We start from the raw sequence: 18395 nt of genomic DNA, 5'->3' as shown, positions 1-18395 counted from the left end.
CCGATCGGCCCCGCGCCCCGATCGGTCTCGCACGGAAGGAGTTGCTGCACATGGACACGGCGCCGGCCACGGACTCCGTGCTGTGGCGCAACCGCGCCATGAGGCTGTTCGACCGCATCCCGATGCCGGTCGCGGTGTGCGCCGCCGACGGGGCGATCCTCCTGGCCAACCCGGCGATGGCGACGGAGTGGGGCACGCCGCCCGGCGCCCTGCGCGACCGCAACGTACTGGAACTGTTCCGCCCCGAGGAGAAGACGCAGGTCGTCCGGATTGTCGAGGCGCTGCGCCTGGGCCGCCGCTCCCGCTACCCCGTCGCCGTGCGCTGGGAGGCCGCCGACGGGGCGCGCCGCCACGGCGAGCTGACGGTGGAGCCGGTGAGCGACACCGCCGACGAGGTCCCCGGCCTCCTTGTGCTGCTCCGCGTACTGGGCGAGGATCCCGCCCCCGCCCCGCCGGTGGCGGCGGCCACCCCGGCCGAGGCCCGCATCCTGGCCCTGCTCGCCACGGGCGCCACCACGGCCAGAGCGGCCCGCGAGACGGGCCTCACCCGCGACGGCGTCACCTACCACCTGCGCCGCCTGACCGAGCGCTGGGGCGCGTCGAACCGGACGGAGCTCGTCGCGCGGGCGTACGCGCTGGGCGTGCTGGTTCCGGGGGAGTGGCCGCCTGTGGTGGCCTGCCCACAGGCCGGGGGTCAACCGATCGGTTGACCCGGCCGTCGACCGTCGGGGGCGGTGAACGCGGCGCCTAGGCCGACCGGACCGGGCCGGATCCGGACCCAGGATGGATGTCAGAGCGGGAACGCAGAGCTTCCCGAGCATCCCCGGTCCATCCGGCCGGTCCACCGGTCCATCCGGCCGGTCCACCGGTCCATGCGGCCGGTCCACCGGTCCGTCAGGCCGGTCCGTACGAAGGAGCCACCATGAAGAAGATGTCGCTGCGTACCCGCGTCCTCACCGGCACCGTTGCCGCCGCCGCCCTGTCCGCCGGTACGTTCGGCGCCGTCTCCGCCAGCGCCGCCACGCCGGCCGCCCCCGCCGCGGCCAAGGCCGACGCCGCCAACAAGAACGTCACGCAGACCTCGCACCTGACGATCGACGCCGCCACCGAGGCCGCGCAGGCGACGCTTGACGCCGCCGAGAAGGAGAACCAGCGCGTCTCCGTCGCCGTCGTCGACCGCAACGGCAACACCATCGTGACCCTGCGCGGCGACGGCGCGGGCCCGCAGTCCTACGAGTCCGCCGAGAAGAAGGCGTTCACCGCCGTCTCCTGGAACGCCCCGACCTCCGAGCTGGCCAAGCGCCTCGACAAGGCCCCCACGCTGAAGGACATCCCCGGCACGCTGTTCCTGGCGGGCGGCGCCCCCGTCGCCGCCAAGGGCGCCCCGATCGCGGGCATCGGCGTCGCGGGCGCGCCCTCCGGCGACCTGGACGAGAAGTTCGCCCAGGCCGGCGTGGCCGCCCTCGCCAGGTAACCGTGGCCCTGTACCCCGGCGGCACCCGCCGGCTGCCCGCGGGGGTACGGCCGCTGGGGATCGCGGTGCTCTGAGGGACCGTGCCCGGTTGGACGACCGATCCCGTCAGCCGGCGGGTACGGATGGCAGGTGTGAACGATGAACTGTGGACAGCACTACGCCGTGTGACGTGGCGTCTCGTCGGTCTTGGCGCGCTCAGCGGGCTGCTCGCGGGATATGCCGCGCTGGCGGTGGCCGAGCTGGTTTCCGCCGCGGTGCGCCCCGAGTCGGGGCCGGTGGTGGCGGTGGGCGGGGCCGCCATCGACCGTACGCCGTCCGCGGTGAAGGACTGGGCGATCCAGGAGTTCGGGACGGACGACAAGCTCATTCTGCAGTTGGGCATCCTGGGCGTACTCGCACTCGGCGCCCTCGCGCTCGGTGTCCTGGCGGCCCGCCACCGCCGCCTCGGCTCGGCCGGCGTGCTGCTGTTCGGCGTCGTCGGCGCGCTCGCGGCCACCAGCCGCCCCGATTCCACCGGCATCACGGATGCGCTGCCTTCGCTGGTCGGCTCCGTGGCGGGAGCGGCACTGCTCTACGTCCTGGCCGGGCGCCTGCGACAGCGTCCCGTCGCTTCCGAAGGGGCGGCGGCACGGGAGGACGAGGGCGAGGCAGAGGGCTGGGACCGCCGCGGTTTCGTCATGGCCGCGGCGGCCGCGGTGGCCGCCTCGACAGCGGCGGGCCTGTTGGGCCGCGCCCTGAACGGCTCGCAGGGCGCGAACGCCGTGGCCTCGCGCAACAAGGTAGTGCTTCCCGCCCCCGCGTCCGCTGCCGCGGGCGTGCCCGAAGGGGCTCAGCCGCGCGTTCCGGGAATCAGTTCGTTCGTGACGTCCAACAAGGCCTTCTACCGGGTCGACACCGCGCTCGTCGTGCCCAAGGTGAACGCCGAGACCTGGCGGCTCACCATCCATGGCAAGGGTGTCGAGCGGCCGATGACGCTTTCCTTCGACGACTTGCTGCGACGTGAGCTGATCGAGCGCGACATCACCCTGACGTGTGTCTCCAACGAGGTGGGCGGCCCCTACATCGGCAACGCCCGCTGGATCGGCGTACGACTGGCCGACCTGCTGGCCGAGTCCGGAGTCGAGCCGCCTTCGCGTGGCGGCCCCGCGGACCAGCTGGTGGCCCGGTCGGTGGACGGCATGACGATCGGAACCCCGGTGGACGACATCATGGATGGCCGCGACGCGATGCTCGCCCTCGGCATGAACGGACAACCGCTGCCCTTCGTACACGGATTCCCGGTGCGCATGCTGGTACCCGGCCTCTACGGCTATGTGTCCGCCTGCAAGTGGATCAGGGACATCGAACTGACCACGTTCGACGACTACGACGCGTACTGGGTGAAGCGAGACTGGGCCGCCAAGGCGCCGATCAAGACCCAGTCCCGGATCGACACCCCGAAGCCCTTCGCCAGGCCGAAGGCGGGGACGGTCATGGTCGCGGGGGTCGCCTGGGCACAGCACCGCGGCATCGACAAGGTCGAGGTGCGCGTCGACGACGGCCCCTGGCAGCGGGCCGACCTGGCCGCCGAGGACACGAGAGACACCTGGCGCCAGTGGTCCTTCCCCTGGAAAGCCACCTCCGGCGGCCACACGATCACGGTCCGTGCCACCGACCGCGCGGGCGACACCCAGACGGAGAAGCGCACCCGCACCATCCCGGACGGGGCCAGCGGATGGCACTCGGTCGCCGTCACTGTCGATTGAGGCTTGCGCGTACGTCCGCAACCACAACCCGTGGCGGCGGCCGTCAGGACCTCGGGGCAGTAGACGTGCCAGGACGGTGCGAACATCGTCTGGAGCACCGAGCCTCAAGTAGCCTCAACGACAGGAACACTTCATGGCATCGTCACTCCAAGTCGGTCATACCGTCCCTGAGTTCCGCCTTCAAGGAGGCCAACTGGCCGACGACGGCAGCTTTCTCCGGCGTGAGTACGAACTCGGTCAGACCCGTGGCCGACCGCTCGTGCTGGCCTTTTACCCTGGCGACGAGACACCTGTCTGCACCCGGCAGTTGTGCGCCTACTCCGAGGGCCTCGCAGAGTTCCAGGATCTCGGTGCGGACGTCTGGGGCATCAGTCCGCAGGGCCTTGAGAGCCATGAGGCCTTCGCGCGAGCTCATGGGCTGCGCATGCCCCTGCTGGCGGACACCGACCGTGCGGTGGCCCGCATGTTCGGCATAGCCGTCCCGGGGCTCGGGCTGCGCAGATCGGTCTTCCTTGTCGCGGCGGACGGCACCCTGCATTGGAAGCATGTCGCCCTCCTGGGAACGCGGTTCCAGCCCGTGGACACCTTGACCGCCCGCCTCGACGACCTCGCGGCGCGGTGAGTGCGTCTGCCGGATGGGCGTCATGACCGGGGGCCTTGGTCACTTGCACGCCCGTGAGGAAAAGGGGATCGACTACCCGTAACCATCTCTATCCGTGGATGACCGGTAGGGGACGAGACGCTCCCCAGGCACGGGTAATCGTCGGAGATGCGTTTGCGCGATCGGCGCGACGTTCTGACCACATCGCCTCCGGCTCCCGGCGGACCGCATGTCCGCCGGGAGTACGCGGACGCGGACGGGTCCGGCTCAGGGTGCCATGGCGCCGTAACCGTAGTTGGAGGTGACCGTGCCGTCAGCGGTGCGGAGGTGGGCGGTGTCGCCCTTGTCGTTCCAGATGGGGCGCCCGATGCCGTAGGAGTAGCCGCCCCACTCGGGGTGGACCTCGTTGGTGTAGACGCGGATGCGCTGGCCGGGCTGGAGCTTGCTGTTCGGGGGGAAGGTGAAGTTCTGGCCCGGGTCGTCGGCGTACAGGACCCAGCCGGAGATGTCCTGGGGTGTGGTGCCGCGGTTGACGATCTCGACGTACTCGTCGGCCTGGGTGCGCTTGACCTCGCCCTTGAAACGGACGTGATCGATGACGACGTCGGGGACGCCCACGCGGGAGAGCACCGCGACGATGTCGGCGCTGTTGGCACCGTTCTCCGGACTGATGAACTTGTTGACGATCTGTCCGTTCTGTTTGAAGCCGGTGATCACGACGGCGTACTCCTGGCCGTCGATGGTCACGCTCTCCGGAGACACCCGGGTGGGCAGGTCGACCTCGTCGTCCGGGTTCGGGCCGTCGTTCGGGGTCTCGAAGTGGTTGAACCTGAAGCTGAAGTCCCGGTCGGCGGCGTCCTGTTCGAACCGGACGCGCACCGCGAGGTCGACATCGAACCGGTTGATCCCGCCGCCCGCGAAATCCACCGATCCCGCCACCCCGCACACGGATGCGCTCCTCTCCCTTGAACCTGGTCCCTCACTCCTCCAAGGCGCGGGCGATGGGCACCGTGTCGCAGGTCTGCTGAAGCCGGACGATTTTCCCGTCGCGCAACGTGAAGAAGTGTGCGAACCGCGAGGTCACCGGTCGGCCGGCCTGGCTGACGCCCGTGTAGCGCCCGAGGACGACCACACGGTCGCCGTCCTCGTAGAACTCGTCACCGAGGGCGTGGAACTCCCGGAAGTGCGAGAAGAAACCAAAGAAGTCGCCGATGATGGCGTCGAGGCCGTCGTACACGCCACCGTTCGGGAAGTCCTCGACGACGTCCCACTGCGCGTCGTCCGCCACCACCGACCTGATGACGTCCAGATCGCCCTTCGCTCCGTAGAAGCGCTGGACGGTCTCGATCTGTGCGGAGGAACGAGCGGAGGAACGAGCTGGCATGGATCCGTCTCTCTCGCGTGGAAGACGAACGGCCCGGTGGACGCCGGGCCGCGGCCGGTCGGTGCAACGGGGACTCACGATACGTGTGTGACCGCGGGGAGTTGAGGACTGGAACCGGACACCGGCCGGGAATGAGCGTGGCGTCCTCATGCCTCGAAATCGAGGGCGAGCCCGACTTGGTGGCCACCGGCTTTGGCGTCGCCGAGTGGCTTCTGAAGCGTGTAGACAGCGACGACGTCACCGTTGTCGTCGGTCACGGGGAGGGCTTCGGGAAGGGGTGTGTCAGACCCGGGGACGCGAATGGCCAGCTGGGGCGCGCCGGTGGGGAGTTGGTTGTGGAGTTGGTCCGCGTGGGCTTGATCGGCGGCAGGTTGACGGATCCCGCGCTGGGCCCGGGTGGCCTCCCAGGCTTCAGGGGCGGAAACGATCTCGATGTTCCACTCGTTCATTCGACTCTCCGGTGCTGGTGCTGGTGCTGGTGCTGGTGCTGGTTCACGGTTCACCGCCGCAGGTTTGGCGGCAGAACGCCCGGATGCTGATCACGCCCGTTCGACGCCATCAGCACAGTCCGAACGGCGGTTTGAGATAGTCCGGCCGGGTGCCGCGATCGGCCTGGTCGCTGGGTGCTGCCATGGGAGCGAAAGTCTCCTGCGGGAGCGGGAAGTCCCAGGGCCGGCCCAGGACGAGTGCCGAGGCGAGGCGGCCGATTTCGTCGGAGCCCCGGGCGCCGTGGCCGTTCCCGCCGACCGCCACCGCCAGGGTGCGGTCCGCGTCGAGGTGACCGATGTACGGATAGCGGGTGGGCGTCTTGTCCACGACGCAGCAGGCTTCCCGTACGGAAACGGGCGCCAGGCCGGGGACCATCAGGCGCATCATCCGGGCCAGGAGCGCGCCCTGCTCTGGCGTGACTCTCTGCCCCGCGTACCAGGCGTGGGTCTCCCGCTGCGTACGCAGTTCACGTACGACGGGCTGCATGCCGGGGCCGATCCGCACGTACCACTTGCCGTCGGGATAGCGGACGGGCGGCAGCAGATAGTGCGACAGGTTCGCGTTGCCTGCGTCCTCGGGATCGACGGTCACCACGGTGGGCAGGTCCCGTAGTGGGCCGAGCCGGCCGGCGTCGACCTCGTAGAGCAGGTTGGGCTCGGTGAAGGCCCGGAGGTCGAGGGTGTGTCCGGGGGGCAGCGCACCGCTCTGGTTCAGCAGGGCGCCGGCCGCGACGAGCACCTTTTCGGCGCCGACCCTGTGTCGTCCGTCGCCGCCCGTCACCTGCAACCGCCACAGCCCGGCTGCTTCGTCCCGGCGGATACCCGTCACGGCGCCGCGCAGGATTCGCCCTCCCGAGGCGGTAGTCAGGGCGAGTTGTGCCTCCACCAGCCGACGCGGGTTGAGGTACCCGGCGCCCTCGCGCTCCAGCAGGCCGTCGACTCCGTCCGCCAGGGGTGGCACACCCAGGGCCGGGAACTCGCGGCGCAGGTCCGCGTCCGAGATCAGGTGCACGGTGACACCGTCGGCCTTGCTCGCACTGAGCATGGCCTGCGTACGGGGCCGGATCGACCCGGCCATCAGCGCGAGCGCGCCGCACTCGTGGTAGCACGTGATCCCGGACGCCGCCTCGATGCCCCGCAGGCGCCCTGCCGAACGGGAGTCCACGGCGGCCCAGAAAGGGTCCCACCCCATGCGCCGGACGATCCGCGCCTCATCATGATGGGCACCGAACTGCGCGAGACCGCCGCCTCCGCGGCCCTCGCCGTCAGGTTTCCCGGAGCCGATCACCATGACGTCGGCGCCCGCCCGGCTCAGGTACTTGGCGGCCGCCGAACCGAACATCCCCGCTCCGACAACAGCGACCTCGACGTTCTGCTGCATGATCCTCCCCGTTGCGGCCCACATTGCGATCGGTGCCCTCTCCCGCCCGACTGCCCGGCGGCGCGGAAGCACCACAGGGCAGGGGTAAGGGGGCAGCAGCGCTACTCGGGGCGCGGCAAGCTGCTCGGCCAGCGGTCGACCTGGTAGTAGCCGGGATCGAGCTCTCAGTACAAGGCAACCCGCCAGGGGAGCTCGCCCTCTTCGGCAGGTACTCCCCCCACGATGCGCGTGGCGCGAGGCGGCGCGCCGGCCGTATAACACGCGACAGGGACACCCTTGGCGTCGTTCACGACGAGGGTGCCGGGGATCGCCTCCCCCTCGCCCATGATCACTGCCGGACGGTCGCCGTCGTACCGCAGAGCCAGTTGGGCCACATCTTCCGAAGGCGCGGCGGCATCTTTCTGGGGCTTGCGCAGGTCTTCGGGGAACGACGCGGAGTCGGTCATGCTCCTCCTCAAGGACGATCTCGCGGGACCGGGACGGAACTCCCGATCCGGTACCTGCCAGACCCTTCCCCACCGCCGCCTGGGCAATCTCCTGACGCGCCGAATGATCAGCCAGCCGGACGGCACTTTCCCACGGGCCGTATGCCTCCTGAAGCGCTGCACCAACTCCGAGGCGGTACTGACCGTCCGCTCCTGCCGTCCGGACGCCGTCTTCAACAACGGCGTCGCCATCACCTCGGGCCTGCGCGTCGACGCGCACACGCAGATTCAAGTCGCCCGGTACGGGCCCGGCAGCAACCTCATGAGCCTGATGAACGTGCTGCCGCTCGTCGACCCCCTCCCCGGCCGATCCCGCCTCGCTCAGGGCCTTGCCGCCGCCGTCCGGCACTGGCACAACCTGCCGGGTCTCCCGCGCCCGCGGCGCTGGGCCGAACAGTCCCTGCTCCTGCTGGCCATGCAGGACACCGACAACTCCCTGACCCTGCACGGCCGCCGCGGCCCCTTCGGCCACCGCCTCACCAGCCGCCAGGGCGAGCCGCCCAGCCCCGCCTGGCTACCCCAACTCCACACGCTCGCCCGGCGCCTGGCCGAGCAGGTCGACGGCGCCGCATTCGACGTCCCCGGGAACTGGCTCAACCGTCCCAGCACCGGCCACCTGGTCGGCGGCTGCGTGATGGCCGCCTGCCCGGCCGACGGCGTGGTCGACCCCTATCACCGCGTCTTCGGCCACCCCGGCCTGCACGTCATCGACGGATCGGTGCTCCCCGCCAACCCCGGCACCAACCCCGCCCTCACCATCACCGCCCTCGCCGAACGAGCCACCGCCCACTGGCCGTCCGCCGGCACCTGCGACCCGAGGCCACCGCTCGCCGGCACCGACCACCCCTGATCAAGCACCCGGGCGCCCCCGCGACGCCGTACCCCGCACGCTCCTGCCCGCAGAGGAGAACGAGCGCCATGCCCGCCACCGCCATTCCCCGAGCCCCGGGACACCTCCCCCTCCTGGGCCACAGCCTGCGCCTGCTGCGCGATCCCCTCGCCTATCTGCGCTCACTGCCCGCGCACGGAGACCTGCTGCGCCTCCGGTTCGGGCCGGTCGGTGCGGTCATCGTCTGCAGCCCCGAACTGACCCGTCAGGTCCTCGTCGACGACCGGACCTTCGACAAGGGCGGCCCCATGTTCGAACGGGCCCGCGAGGTACTCGGCAACGGCCTGGCCACCTGCACCCACGACGACCACCGCAGACAACGACGCCTGACCCAGCCGGCCTTCCACCCCCAGCGCATCCCGCTCTACGCGCAGACCATGACCGAGCAGATCGGCCGCCTGACCGACCGCTGGCGCGACGGGCAGACCATCGACGTGCTCACTGAGACCCGCGCCATCGCCGCGCGCACGGTGGCCGCAACGCTCTTCTCCGACATGCCCATCAACCGTTCCATCGGCGAACTCATCGACGACTTCACCGTCCTTGGCGCCGTCGCCCACCAGCGCATGTTCACCCCGCCCCCGTTCGACCGGCTCCCCACACCGGGCAAGCGGCGCTACCAACAGGCCATCACCCGCCTGCACGACACCATCCGCCAGATCATCGACGCCCACCGCGCCGGCGGCACAGACCACAACGACCTGCTCTCCATCCTCTTGACCAGCCGCGACCACGACCCCCACGCGGCACAGCGCTCCCAACTGTCCGAGAGTGAAGTCATCGACCAGATCGTCACCTTCTACATCGGCGGCACCGAGGCCACGGCCGCCACCGCTGCCTGGGCGCTGCACCGGCTCGGCGAACGCCAGGACATCGAAGACCGCCTCCACGCCGAACTCGACGCCGTCCTCGGCACACGGCCGGCCACCTACGACGACCTGCCCCAACTCCCGCTCACCGGCCGCATCATCACCGAAACACTGCGCCTGTATCCGCCGCTGTGGCTGATCACCAGGACGACGACCAAGGACACCCTCCTGGGCGGCCACCGGGTCCCGGCCGGCACGGTGATCGTCTTCAGCCCGTACCTCCTCCACCACCAACCAGACGTCTTCCCCGACCCCGACCGCTTCGACCCCGACCGCTTCGCCCCCAGCAGCACGGACCCACACAACCCCTCCGGCAGCCGGCGCACGGCCCCACGACAGGGATCCCTGATCCCCTTCGGCGGCGGCGCCCGCAAGTGCATCGCCGACACCTTCGGCGCGACCGAGGCTGCCCTGGCCCTGGCCACCATCACCGCCCGCTGGCAACTGCGCCCGGTCCCCGGCCCTCAAGTACGGCCCTCCCGCGGCGTCATCTTCAACCCGCGCGACCTGCGCATGCGCATCTCGGCACGCACCGCCCACTCGGCGTGAAGCGGGCAACCGAGGGCGGCCGGGCCGGGTGCGGCTCCACGCCCATCTCATACCTACCGGCGGGGGTGCCCCGAGCGGCCGTTGCCCCGCGGTGAGGTGTTCCCGATCCTGGAGCGTTCCTACCCCCTTGTGATGCAACGTCACGAAGTGGATCGGCTACGCTTCGTACATGACCAGTTGGAGCTATGAGGACGCTGGCCGACCCACGGACCCGCTGCAGATCAGGAGCCTTTCTCCCACGCCCGAGGAGCCGAAGCCAGGCTCACAGTGGAAGGTCGCCATCAAGGCGGAGGCCGAGGAAACCATCGGGTCAGGCGCGTACTTCGACCTCACCTGCAAACTGGGCATGGTGAAACTGCTTCGGAAGCGGTACGACCTGTTCGCCTGCCTGCGTGGTGAGTACCCGGAGATTCCCCTGACCCTGGATGCCGGTGCCCCGGAGGGGAGCATCGACAAGGGCAGCGTTGAGATGACGCTGGCCCTGGACCTGCCCCGCGAGGTTCCCCAGGCGAAGTTCAAGATCGAAGCCATCGGCTACACCGCCGACGATGACGACCTGTGCCACTTGGTCATCGACGTCGACTTCGGCCCCACCTCCTGAGAAGCCCGGGTCGCCGGGTTCCCCGAGGGGCCGGGCGTGTCCGACGCCGCGCCCAAGGGCAGCGCTGGGTGGTTGTGCACCACCCAGGTGATTCGCTGCTGGCCAGGCCGTACGACGGGGCCTTCCGTCCGGATGTCATGCGGACGCACCGCTGTGCTGCCGCCGATTCCGGTCACCGCGCAGCGCTCATCTCGTGACGGACGCCCGCCTGCCCTGTGGTGCCCGGCCGAAGGAGTGCCGGGCACCACAGGGACACGGCGCCGTCATCTTCGGGTCGGCCACATCTGCACCAGTGCGGCCCCCTCGGAATGCCAGCCCAGACGCATCGCGTACTCCCCGGGTGGCACCACGAAGACCTCGGGGACGGCCCCGGCCGTCAGCTCGTCCACCCCGAGCACGCCACTGGGCAGCGTCCAGGCCGCGGTCGTAGTCCGTGGCCACTGCTCCCCGTCGATCGCGGCCGGGCCATCCCACAGTTCCAGCCGGAGCCGGGCCCGCACCAGGTCCTCTTCGCTCTCGAAGACCAGGGCCGACTCGCCCACACCGGCCCAGGCGCTGGGTCGCCCCGCGTCGGGGAGGCTTTCGTCCGCCTCCGCGTCGGCGAGTCCGAACAGGTGGCAGTCGACACGGACTTCGAGATCTGTGCTGTTCACCAACCGAGCCATACGGTCTCTCCCTACTGGCATTCGGCATGAGCCATCCTCCCCCGGGAGTATCTCGCCGGACAGCGCTTAGGTACGTAGCTGATGGCGGCCGCGTCGTGGATCACGCCTGCGGTTGCCTGCACCAGCGCCACTGACATGAGCTGGAGCAGGCTGAGTGAGTCCAGCGCGGCGGCGAGGGGCAGGGTGATGAGGACCGCCGCGCAGACCAAGTCCGTGTAGATCATGAGTGGTCGCTTACGGACCCGGTCTGCCAGCGCTCCGGCATGGAGCGCGACGAGGACGTTGGGTACCTGGGTGAGGAACGTCAGCAGCGCCACCTGGGCCGGTGCTCGCCTCCAGCTCGACCACGGCCAGGTAGGGGATGGCGACGCTGCTGACGGAGCCCCCGGCCACGCTTCCCGCCTCGCCCAGCAGGTAGAGCCGGAACGACCGGTGGTGCCAGAGCGAGGGCGCCCCTGCCACGCCCGCGATGGACGGGGCAGGTGTGGAGCGGGAGGGGGGCTTCTCGGAGACGGTCACGAAGCGTCTTCTCCGTTTGCTCGCGGGCGGTTGCGGTCGCGTCAGCATGACCCGTTGGCTGGCCGCCAGGGCCGTGGGATGCCCATCGACTAGGCCATTGGCTCACTTGGAGAAGCTTCAGTTGAGCCGGGTGGCCGTCTAATGGTGTGATGAGTCTGTCGATGGCGCTGCGGACTCCGCGGCGCCTTCTTTGTGTCTGGTGCCGAGAGGGGCGGGAAGCTGTGCTGAAGAGGGTGTTCGTGGCTCCGGATCCAGGGCGGCTTCGGCTGTTCAGCGCTTCCCGGGCGGTCGCCGGCATTTCTTTGGCCGTCGCTGTGTGTGGCCTGGTGGGGCACTCCCTTGAGGCGGCCATTGTCGGAGGACTGGCGGCACTGCTCGCACTGTTCACAGTGACCGATCCGACCGTACGCGGTCAGGTAGTGACCACTGCGTTGTTGCCGGCGGTTGGTCTTCCAGTGCTGGCTCTGGCTGCTGGGTTGCACGACTACCCCCTGGTGCGAGACGCAGCCTTCCTTGCAGTGGTCGGGGCGGGCGTCTACGCGCGGCGCTGGGGGCCCCGGGGGCACGCCCTCGGGGTATTTGCCTTCATGACCTTCTTCGCGGCGCAGTTCCTGCACACTGTCCCGGCTCAACTTCCTGAGCTGTGTATGGCGGTAATCCTCTCGCTGTGTGCCTCGTCGATTGTCCGGTTCGGTGTGTGGTGCTACGAGCGGGGACGGCTGGTGGCTGCGGCGCCTGCACTGTCGCAAGGGCGAGGTCTCAGCCGGGTGACCACGCGGCAGGCCGTGCAGGCCGCTGCTGGGGTGGCGTTCGCGCTCGGCGTGGGGCAGATGCTGTCCGATCAGCGGTGGTACTGGGCGGTGGGTGCGACTTGGTGGGTGTTCGTCAACACCGTGTCGCGCGGTGAGACGCTGGTGCGAGGGTTCCGTCGGGTGCTAGGGACCGTGGCAGGCATCGTGGTGGGGTTCGTTGTAGCGATTCCAGTGCATGGGGCGGCTGTGCCGACGGCCCTGGTCGTAGCAGCAAGTGTCTTCGGGATCTTCTACACCGCGGCCGTCTCCTACAGCTGGATGATGTTCTTCGTGACCGCGATGGCCTCGATGCTGTACGGCCTGCTGGGGGTCCTGGACACCTCGCTCTTGGGGTTGCGTGTCGCGGAGACCGCGGTCGGCGCACTCGGGGCTGTGCTCGCCGTGCTGCTTGTGCTGCCGGTCACCACCCATGCCGTCACCGACGAGTGGATCCGCCGTGCTCTGCGTTGTGTTCACGCTTGCACGGCTGAGGCCGCCGCTCGCCTCGCCGGAACTCCAGGAGCTGACCCCGGGCCTCGAGTCGCCGAGCTGGAGGCGCTCCTGACGCGCGTGCGTCTGGCAGTGTCGCCGCTGGTGCATCCACTGCACTTTGGCCGAGAGAGGAAGGCGCGTGCCCGCGAGGTGCTGGTGCTACTGGATGCCTGTGCGCAAGAGGTACGGTCCCTCGCCGCGGTTGCATCGGATCCAGACGCCTCACACGATGCTCGGCTCTCGGCCGCGTGTTGGAGGGTGGAAGCGGCGGTGGAAGCTCTGACTTCTCCTAGTGGCGCAGGGCGAGCGAGAGGTCCGCAGCCGTCCGTTCAGCAAGCCATAGGTCACCCGGCCCTCGCGCACCTACATGGCCTGGAGCGGGCGCTCGCCGCGATGGCCGTGCCCCTGCAACGCGAGGAATCGGCATACCTGAGCGGCGCGCGGTAGCTGGTGGTGCCTCTAAAGGGTGTTGCACAAGGCCGTGGACTGGGCATCTCCGGTGTATGGCGCCTACCGCCACACCCCGGAGGAACTCGTCTTCGGCGCCCGGCTCGCCTGGCGCAACGCCGCCCGGTGCATCGGGCGTCTGTACTGGCGTTCCCTGCGTGTCATCGACCGCAGGGAAGTGACCGGCGCCGATGACGTCGCCGCCGCCGCGGCGGAGCATCTGCGGGAGGCCGTGCGCGACGGGCGGCGGATCAGGCCCGTCATCACCGTCTTCGCGCCCGACGCCCCGGGGCGCCCGGGGCCGCGCATCTGGAACGAGCAGCTCATCCGGTACGCCGGGTACGAACGCCCCGGCGGAGGCGTCACCGGTGACCCGCGCAACGTCGGCATCACCGCGCTCGCCCGCCGCCTCGGCTGGCCCGGCGGCCCCGGCAGCGCCTTCGACGTACTGCCCCTGGTGATCCAGGGAACCGACGACAAGCCGCGCTGGTTCCGGCTGCCGCCCGACGCGGTGCTCGAGGTGCCGATCGAGCACCCCGAACACCCCCGGTGGGCGTCGCTCGGACTGCGCTGGCACGCCGTGCCCGCGATCGCCTGCATGTGCCTGGAGATCGGCGGCGTCTGCTACCCGGCCGCGCCCTTCAACGGCTGGTACATGGGCACCGAGATCGGCGCCCGCAACCTCGCCGACAGCGACCGCTACGACCTGCTGCCGCGCGTCGCCGAGCTGCTCGGCCTCGACACCGCCAGCGACCGCTCGCTCTGGAAGGACCGCGCCCTGGTCGAGCTCAACCGCGCCGTGCTGCACTCCTTCGACCGGGCGGGCGTCACCATGACCGATCACCACACCGAGTCCCGCCGCTTCCTCACCCACTTGGGACGCGAGGAGAGCAAGGGCAGGACCGTGGGCGCCGACTGGTCGTGGATCGTGCCGCCGCTGTCCGGCAGCGCGACACCCGTCTTCCACCGCACGTACGACACCGTCGAGCGGCACCCCGCCTATGTCCACCACCCGGAGGCACTCGCCCGGACGCGCGGCGAATCAGGCGACGCGTTGGTCTAGACCGACTGCTAGCGTCGGCCGCAGCAGCGCCGCCGACGTGGCCGCGGCGCTCTCCGGTCGAGAGGGGCACGCAGTGGTGGGCAGGCACGACGACAGGCAACGGGCGTACATCGGGTCCTTCACCGCGGCGGGCGGTGCCGGCATCCTCACGGCCGCCGTCGACACAGACAGCGGCGCGCTGACCGTCCTCAGCGCCACGGACACCCTCGCCGACCCCTCCTACCTCGCGCTCTCGCCCAGCGGCGACACCTTGTACGCCGTCAGCGAGACCTCCGACGGCGCCGTCGCCGCCTTCCGTCTGGACGGCGACAAGCCCGAGCGGACCGGACCCCAGGTGCTCGCCGACGCCGCGGCGCCCACCCATCTCGCCCTGGTCAACGGCCATGTCCTTACCGCGAACTACGGCTCCGGCAGCGTCACCGTCGTGCCCATCCGCCCGGACGGAACGCTCGCCCCCGCCCCCTCCGGCGTCTTGCGGCACACCGGCTCCGGGCCCCACCCGCAGCGCCAGCAGGGCCCGCACGCCCACGAGGTGCTGCCCGATCCGAGCGGCCGCTGGGTGGTGAGCGTGGACCTCGGCACCGACTCCGTACGCGTCTGCGCGCTCACCGACGCGGGCGCGCTCACCCTCCACCGCGAGGTCGCGCTGCGGCCCGGCTCCGGCCCGCGCCATCTCGCCTTCCACCCGCGCGGCGACCGCGCGTACGTCCTGAACGAACTCGCGCCCACCGTCACCATCTGCACCTGGGACGCCGCCGACGGCGCCCTGAGGCCGCTCGGCGAGGCCGCCGTGCTGCCGGGTCCCGCGGACGGCGACGGCGAGGCCCATCCCTCCGAGGTCGTCGTCGCGCCCGACGGCCGGTTCCTGTGGACCGCGACCCGCGGTCAGGACGTCATCTCGGTGCTCGCGCTCGACGAGGCGGGCGAGCGGCCACGGCTCACGGCCACCGTGCCGTGCGGCGGCCACTGGCCGCGTGACCTGGCCATCGACCCGTCGGGGAGGTTTCTGTACGCGGCCAACGAGCGGTCCGGCGACGTGACCTGGTTCGCGATCGACCCGGAGACGGGCATCCCGCGGCGCGCGGGTGCCATCGAGGCGCCTGCCGCCTCCTGCGTGATCTTCGGCTGAGCAGTCCAGGGGGTTCAGGCGGTCCAGGTACGCCGATGGGCCCGCCCCCCGGTCAGGGGGCGGGCCCATCGGCGTAACGGCATCAGACCCGCATGCGCGGCGCGGTCAGTGGACCGGCGCGCCCGACGGCTGCTGGGGGGCGATGCCCAGCGCCGCCGCGTACTTCGAGAGTGCCAGCTTGCCGATCGCCGGGTAGGCGCCGAGCGACTCCGCGACGGAGCAGCCCGCCTCCTTGGCGGCGCCGTCGAGCAGGCTCGCGTCGATCTCCGGGCCGATCAGGTACGGGGCGAGCGCCAGCTGCGTGGAGCCGGAACCGCGCAGCTGTTCGGCGGTCGCCGCGATGGCGCCCTCCTGGTCGAGCGCGGCGGCCATCACCGGCACCGCGAGGCGGGCCGCGAGCAGCATGCCGGTGATCCCGGCGGCCTGCACGGCCTCCTCGCCGCCGACCGTGGCGAGGACGATGCCGTCCGCCGCGGTCGCCACCGTGAACAGGCGGGCGCGGTCGGCGCGGGCCAGACCGGCCTCCGAGAGGCGCACGTGCAGCGCCTCGGCGAGCAGCGGGTGCGGGCCGAGCACGTCGGTCAGCTCGGCGGGCGCGCGGCTGTCCATCACGGCCTGCCGCACGCGCCGCATCAGCGCGTTGTCGGGGCCCGCGAGGAGGGGCACCACGACGGCGACGGGGCCGTCGGGCTCGGCGACCTCCGCACCAGCGGCGCGCGCCTGCTCATAGCGTGCGGTGCGCTCGGCGGAGGCGTGCGCGAGCACGGACTGCAGCGAGGGGAACTCCGGGAACGAGACGGTCGTCGCGTCCTCGGTGCCGTCGAGGTACCCGATACGGGCGTCGAGGCCGGGCAGCTCGGAGCGGGCGATGCTCACGACCTCCTCGGCGAGGCTGCGCGTGGCGGTGCTGGGTACGCCCGGTACGGCGAGGACGAGCGCGGGCGCGTTCTCGGGAGCCGCAACGGGCTCCGGGCGGCGGTGCCGACCGGGCTGGCGGGGTCGCGGCATTCGTACGGGCAGGCCTGATGCGGGCCCGGTGGGGGAGCTCATGGCCCCGCATGCTACTGGTCTCAGGGGCCGCACTGTTCGGGGAGGGTGCAGGTGGGCGGTATACGTCCGGTTTTGTCTTATGAGTTACGTAGAGGTCAACTGTCGCCCTCTGTGTGCACGGTGAGCATGTGCGGATCGAGCGGCAGCCGGAGCCGGTCCGCGGCGACGTCGGCGGCGATGCGCACCGCGCCGTCGAGCGGGTCACCGGCGGCCGTGACCTGGCGTGCGGAGGGCAGTTGCTTCGCGAGTTCGGCGCGCAGGGGCGTCAGGAGCGGCTCGCCCATCTTGAACAGGCCACCGGTCAGGGCGACTTCGCGGACCGTGCCCGCAGCGGGCGGCGGGCAGGCGGCCGCCGCCGTCTCGGCGATGTGCGCGGCGGCGTCGCGCAGGATGCCCGCCGCGACGGGGTCGTCCGGCGCGCAGCGCGCCACCTCCGGCGCGAACGAGGCGAGCACGGCCGGCCGGTCCGTGCGCGGGTAGAGCTGCCCCGGCAGACCAGGCAGCGGGCCGAACAATTCCTCGGCGCGGGCCCGCAGCGCGGCCGAACCGCCGCGCCGCCCGTCGAACGCCCGCATCGCCGCGTCGAGCCCCGCGCGGCCGATCCACGCGCCGCCGCCGCAGTCCCCGAGCAGATGCCCCCAGCCGTCGGCCCGCCGCCAGGACGCCAGGTCCGTGCCGATCGCGATCATGCCGGTGCCCGCGGCGACGACCGCGCCGGGACGGTCACCGAGCGCACCCGCGTACGCGGTGACGGCGTCCGCGGCGAGCGCGAGGCGGCGTACGCCCAGGGACTGGCGCAGGGCGGACGGCAGTTCGGCGCGGAGCTCGCCGCCGAGGGTCGCCATGCCCGCGGCGCCGACGGCGACGGCCGAGAAGCTGCCGCAGCCCGCACGCTCCAGCAACTCCTTCGCCATGGGCAGGAGTTGCTCGAGGAAGTGCGAGGCGTCGATGCCGCGGGGCCCGGTGCGCACCGGCTCCTCGGAGCTCAGCCGCACGGACGGCACCGAGCCGTCCGGCACGGCGATGCCCGCCCGCAGTCCCGAACCCCCGGAGTCCACACCGAGGACGTAGGACCCCGCACCGGGATCCGTCACGGCAGCCGCCAGTCCACCGGCTGTGCGCCCTGCTGGACCAGAAGTTCATTGGCCCTGCTGAAGGGGCGTGAGCCGAAGAAGCCGCGGTCCGCCGACATGGGTGAGGGGTGCGAGGACTCCACCGAGGGCAGCGGGCCGAGCAGCGGCCGCAGATTGCGGGCGTCCCGCCCCCACAGGATGGAGACGAGGGGCCGCCCGCGCGCGGCGAGCGCCTTGATCGCCTGCTCGGTGACCTCCTCCCAGCCCTTGCCCCGGTGCGCCGCCGGGCGCCCGGGGGCCGTGGTGAGCGCCTTGTTGAGCAGCAGGACGCCCTGCTGGGTCCAGGGCGTGAGGTCGCCGTTCGACGGCGGCGGGAGCCCCAGGTCGCTGCCCATCTCGCGGTAGATGTTGATGAGGCTGCCGGGCAGCGGACGCACCTCGGGCGCGACCGAGAACGACAACCCCACCGCGTGCCCCGGTGTGGGGTAGGGATCCTGGCCGACGATCAGCACCCGCACCTCGTCGAAGGGCTGTTGGAACGCGCGGAGCACGTTCGGCCCGGACGGGAGGTAGGTGCGTCCCGCGGCGATCTCCGCGCGCAGGAAGCCGCCCATCTCGGTGATCTTTCCGGCGACGGGTTCGAGGGCCTTCGCCCAGCCCGCCTCGACGATTTCATGCAAGGGTCGTGGTGCCACGGCGT

The 18395-nt window shown here is 71.2% G+C and carries 20 protein-coding genes; 10 read left to right on the top strand and 10 right to left on the bottom strand.

Annotated features, from left to right (window positions below):
* The first annotated feature begins 50 nt into the window (after positions 1-50).
* From E2651_RS15405 to E2651_RS15390, 4 genes are all read left to right on the top strand, one after another.
* Positions 51-710, top strand: a complete 660-nt coding sequence (locus E2651_RS15405; RefSeq protein ID WP_135331696.1) for a PAS domain-containing protein — start codon at positions 51-53, stop codon at positions 708-710.
* A gap of 212 nt (positions 711-922) precedes the next feature.
* On the top strand, positions 923-1474 hold the full coding sequence (locus tag E2651_RS15400; RefSeq protein ID WP_135331695.1) for a heme-binding protein: 552 nt from the start codon (positions 923-925) through the stop codon (positions 1472-1474).
* Between the two features lie 122 nt (positions 1475-1596).
* Positions 1597-3219, top strand: a complete 1623-nt coding sequence (locus E2651_RS15395) for a molybdopterin-dependent oxidoreductase (RefSeq protein ID WP_135331694.1) — start codon at positions 1597-1599, stop codon at positions 3217-3219.
* A gap of 133 nt (positions 3220-3352) precedes the next feature.
* On the top strand, positions 3353-3841 hold the full coding sequence (locus tag E2651_RS15390; protein WP_135331693.1) for a peroxiredoxin: 489 nt from the start codon (positions 3353-3355) through the stop codon (positions 3839-3841).
* 246 nt (positions 3842-4087) lie between these two features.
* Here E2651_RS15390 and E2651_RS15385 read toward each other — a convergent pair whose 3' ends face one another.
* The 5 genes from E2651_RS15385 to E2651_RS43925 all read right to left on the bottom strand — a co-directional run bounded on the left by E2651_RS15385 (position 4088) and on the right by E2651_RS43925 (position 7519).
* Complete coding sequence (locus E2651_RS15385) at positions 4088-4768, bottom strand: lamin tail domain-containing protein (protein WP_209446157.1); 681 nt, start codon at positions 4766-4768, stop codon at positions 4088-4090.
* A gap of 31 nt (positions 4769-4799) precedes the next feature.
* Positions 4800-5204: a nuclear transport factor 2 family protein gene (locus E2651_RS15380; RefSeq protein WP_167828800.1), complete on the bottom strand. Its 405-nt coding sequence runs from the start codon at positions 5202-5204 to the stop codon at positions 4800-4802.
* Between the two features lie 146 nt (positions 5205-5350).
* Positions 5351-5653: a hypothetical protein gene (locus E2651_RS15375; protein ID WP_135331691.1), complete on the bottom strand. Its 303-nt coding sequence runs from the start codon at positions 5651-5653 to the stop codon at positions 5351-5353.
* Between the two features lie 109 nt (positions 5654-5762).
* A complete protein-coding gene (locus E2651_RS15370) occupies positions 5763-7073 on the bottom strand; it encodes an FAD-dependent oxidoreductase (RefSeq protein WP_167828799.1) in 1311 nt (436 codons plus the stop codon).
* 164 nt (positions 7074-7237) lie between these two features.
* On the bottom strand, positions 7238-7519 hold the full coding sequence (locus tag E2651_RS43925; protein ID WP_167828798.1) for a hypothetical protein: 282 nt from the start codon (positions 7517-7519) through the stop codon (positions 7238-7240).
* Between E2651_RS43925 and E2651_RS15365 the strand changes: the two genes are divergently transcribed.
* From E2651_RS15365 to E2651_RS15355, 3 genes are all read left to right on the top strand, one after another.
* Entirely contained in the window at positions 7518-8408 is an 891-nt protein-coding gene (locus E2651_RS15365) for a GMC oxidoreductase (RefSeq protein ID WP_167828797.1), read from the top strand. The genes E2651_RS43925 and E2651_RS15365 overlap by 2 nt on opposite strands.
* Positions 8409-8476: 68 nt before the next feature.
* Positions 8477-9865, top strand: coding sequence for a cytochrome P450 (locus tag E2651_RS15360; protein WP_135331688.1), 1389 nt, complete (start codon positions 8477-8479; stop codon positions 9863-9865).
* Between the two features lie 169 nt (positions 9866-10034).
* Positions 10035-10466 (top strand): ML domain-containing protein, encoded by a 432-nt coding sequence (locus tag E2651_RS15355; protein WP_135331687.1) that lies wholly within the window; start codon positions 10035-10037, stop codon positions 10464-10466.
* Positions 10467-10729: 263 nt separating this feature from the next.
* On the opposite strand, the gene E2651_RS15350 is transcribed toward E2651_RS15355, so the two are convergent.
* Both E2651_RS15350 and E2651_RS45270 read right to left on the bottom strand, forming a co-directional pair.
* Positions 10730-11119, bottom strand: coding sequence for a hypothetical protein (locus E2651_RS15350; RefSeq protein ID WP_135331686.1), 390 nt, complete (start codon positions 11117-11119; stop codon positions 10730-10732).
* A gap of 23 nt (positions 11120-11142) precedes the next feature.
* On the bottom strand, positions 11143-11448 hold the full coding sequence (locus tag E2651_RS45270; protein WP_245238848.1) for an MFS transporter: 306 nt from the start codon (positions 11446-11448) through the stop codon (positions 11143-11145).
* A gap of 423 nt (positions 11449-11871) precedes the next feature.
* Here E2651_RS45270 and E2651_RS15340 point away from each other — a divergent pair, with 423 nt between their 5' ends.
* From E2651_RS15340 to E2651_RS15330, 3 genes are all read left to right on the top strand, one after another.
* Positions 11872-13380: an FUSC family protein gene (locus E2651_RS15340; RefSeq protein ID WP_135331697.1), complete on the top strand. Its 1509-nt coding sequence runs from the start codon at positions 11872-11874 to the stop codon at positions 13378-13380.
* Between the two features lie 34 nt (positions 13381-13414).
* Positions 13415-14443, top strand: coding sequence for a nitric oxide synthase oxygenase (locus E2651_RS15335; RefSeq protein WP_245238846.1), 1029 nt, complete (start codon positions 13415-13417; stop codon positions 14441-14443).
* Between the two features lie 76 nt (positions 14444-14519).
* Entirely contained in the window at positions 14520-15572 is a 1053-nt protein-coding gene (locus E2651_RS15330) for a lactonase family protein (RefSeq protein WP_245238845.1), read from the top strand.
* A 105-nt stretch (positions 15573-15677) separates the two neighbouring features.
* On the opposite strand, the gene E2651_RS15325 is transcribed toward E2651_RS15330, so the two are convergent.
* From E2651_RS15325 to E2651_RS15315, 3 genes are all read right to left on the bottom strand, one after another.
* On the bottom strand, positions 15678-16622 hold the full coding sequence (locus E2651_RS15325) for a hypothetical protein (RefSeq protein WP_135331683.1): 945 nt from the start codon (positions 16620-16622) through the stop codon (positions 15678-15680).
* A gap of 95 nt (positions 16623-16717) precedes the next feature.
* Entirely contained in the window at positions 16718-17716 is a 999-nt protein-coding gene (locus E2651_RS15320) for a BadF/BadG/BcrA/BcrD ATPase family protein (RefSeq protein ID WP_135331682.1), read from the bottom strand.
* Positions 17713-18390, bottom strand: coding sequence for a uracil-DNA glycosylase (locus tag E2651_RS15315; RefSeq protein WP_135331681.1), 678 nt, complete (start codon positions 18388-18390; stop codon positions 17713-17715). The genes E2651_RS15320 and E2651_RS15315 overlap by 4 nt, the downstream gene beginning before the upstream one ends.
* Between the last annotated feature and the right edge of the window lie 5 nt (positions 18391-18395).

The organism is Streptomyces sp. MZ04, from assembly GCF_004684775.1.
GTDB lineage: Bacteria > Actinomycetota > Actinomycetes > Streptomycetales > Streptomycetaceae > Streptomyces.
This window is presented reverse-complemented; position numbering and strand designations above follow the sequence as displayed.

Coding starts and splice junctions, on each gene's coding strand:
- E2651_RS15405 (WP_135331696.1), top strand. CDS start 51: ATGGACACGGCGCCGGCCACGGACTCCGTGCTGTGGCGCAACCGCGCC.
- E2651_RS15365 (WP_167828797.1), top strand. CDS start 7,518: ATGCTCCTCCTCAAGGACGATCTCGCGGGACCGGGACGGAACTCCCGA.
- E2651_RS15400 (WP_135331695.1), top strand. CDS start 923: ATGAAGAAGATGTCGCTGCGTACCCGCGTCCTCACCGGCACCGTTGCC.
- E2651_RS15370 (WP_167828799.1), bottom strand. CDS start 7,073: ATGCAGCAGAACGTCGAGGTCGCTGTTGTCGGAGCGGGGATGTTCGGT.
- E2651_RS15375 (WP_135331691.1), bottom strand. CDS start 5,653: ATGAACGAGTGGAACATCGAGATCGTTTCCGCCCCTGAAGCCTGGGAG.
- E2651_RS15360 (WP_135331688.1), top strand. CDS start 8,477: ATGCCCGCCACCGCCATTCCCCGAGCCCCGGGACACCTCCCCCTCCTG.
- E2651_RS15395 (WP_135331694.1), top strand. CDS start 1,597: ATGGCAGGTGTGAACGATGAACTGTGGACAGCACTACGCCGTGTGACG.
- E2651_RS15390 (WP_135331693.1), top strand. CDS start 3,353: ATGGCATCGTCACTCCAAGTCGGTCATACCGTCCCTGAGTTCCGCCTT.
- E2651_RS15325 (WP_135331683.1), bottom strand. CDS start 16,622: ATGAGCTCCCCCACCGGGCCCGCATCAGGCCTGCCCGTACGAATGCCG.
- E2651_RS15355 (WP_135331687.1), top strand. CDS start 10,035: ATGACCAGTTGGAGCTATGAGGACGCTGGCCGACCCACGGACCCGCTG.
- E2651_RS43925 (WP_167828798.1), bottom strand. CDS start 7,519: ATGACCGACTCCGCGTCGTTCCCCGAAGACCTGCGCAAGCCCCAGAAA.
- E2651_RS15380 (WP_167828800.1), bottom strand. CDS start 5,204: ATGCCAGCTCGTTCCTCCGCTCGTTCCTCCGCACAGATCGAGACCGTC.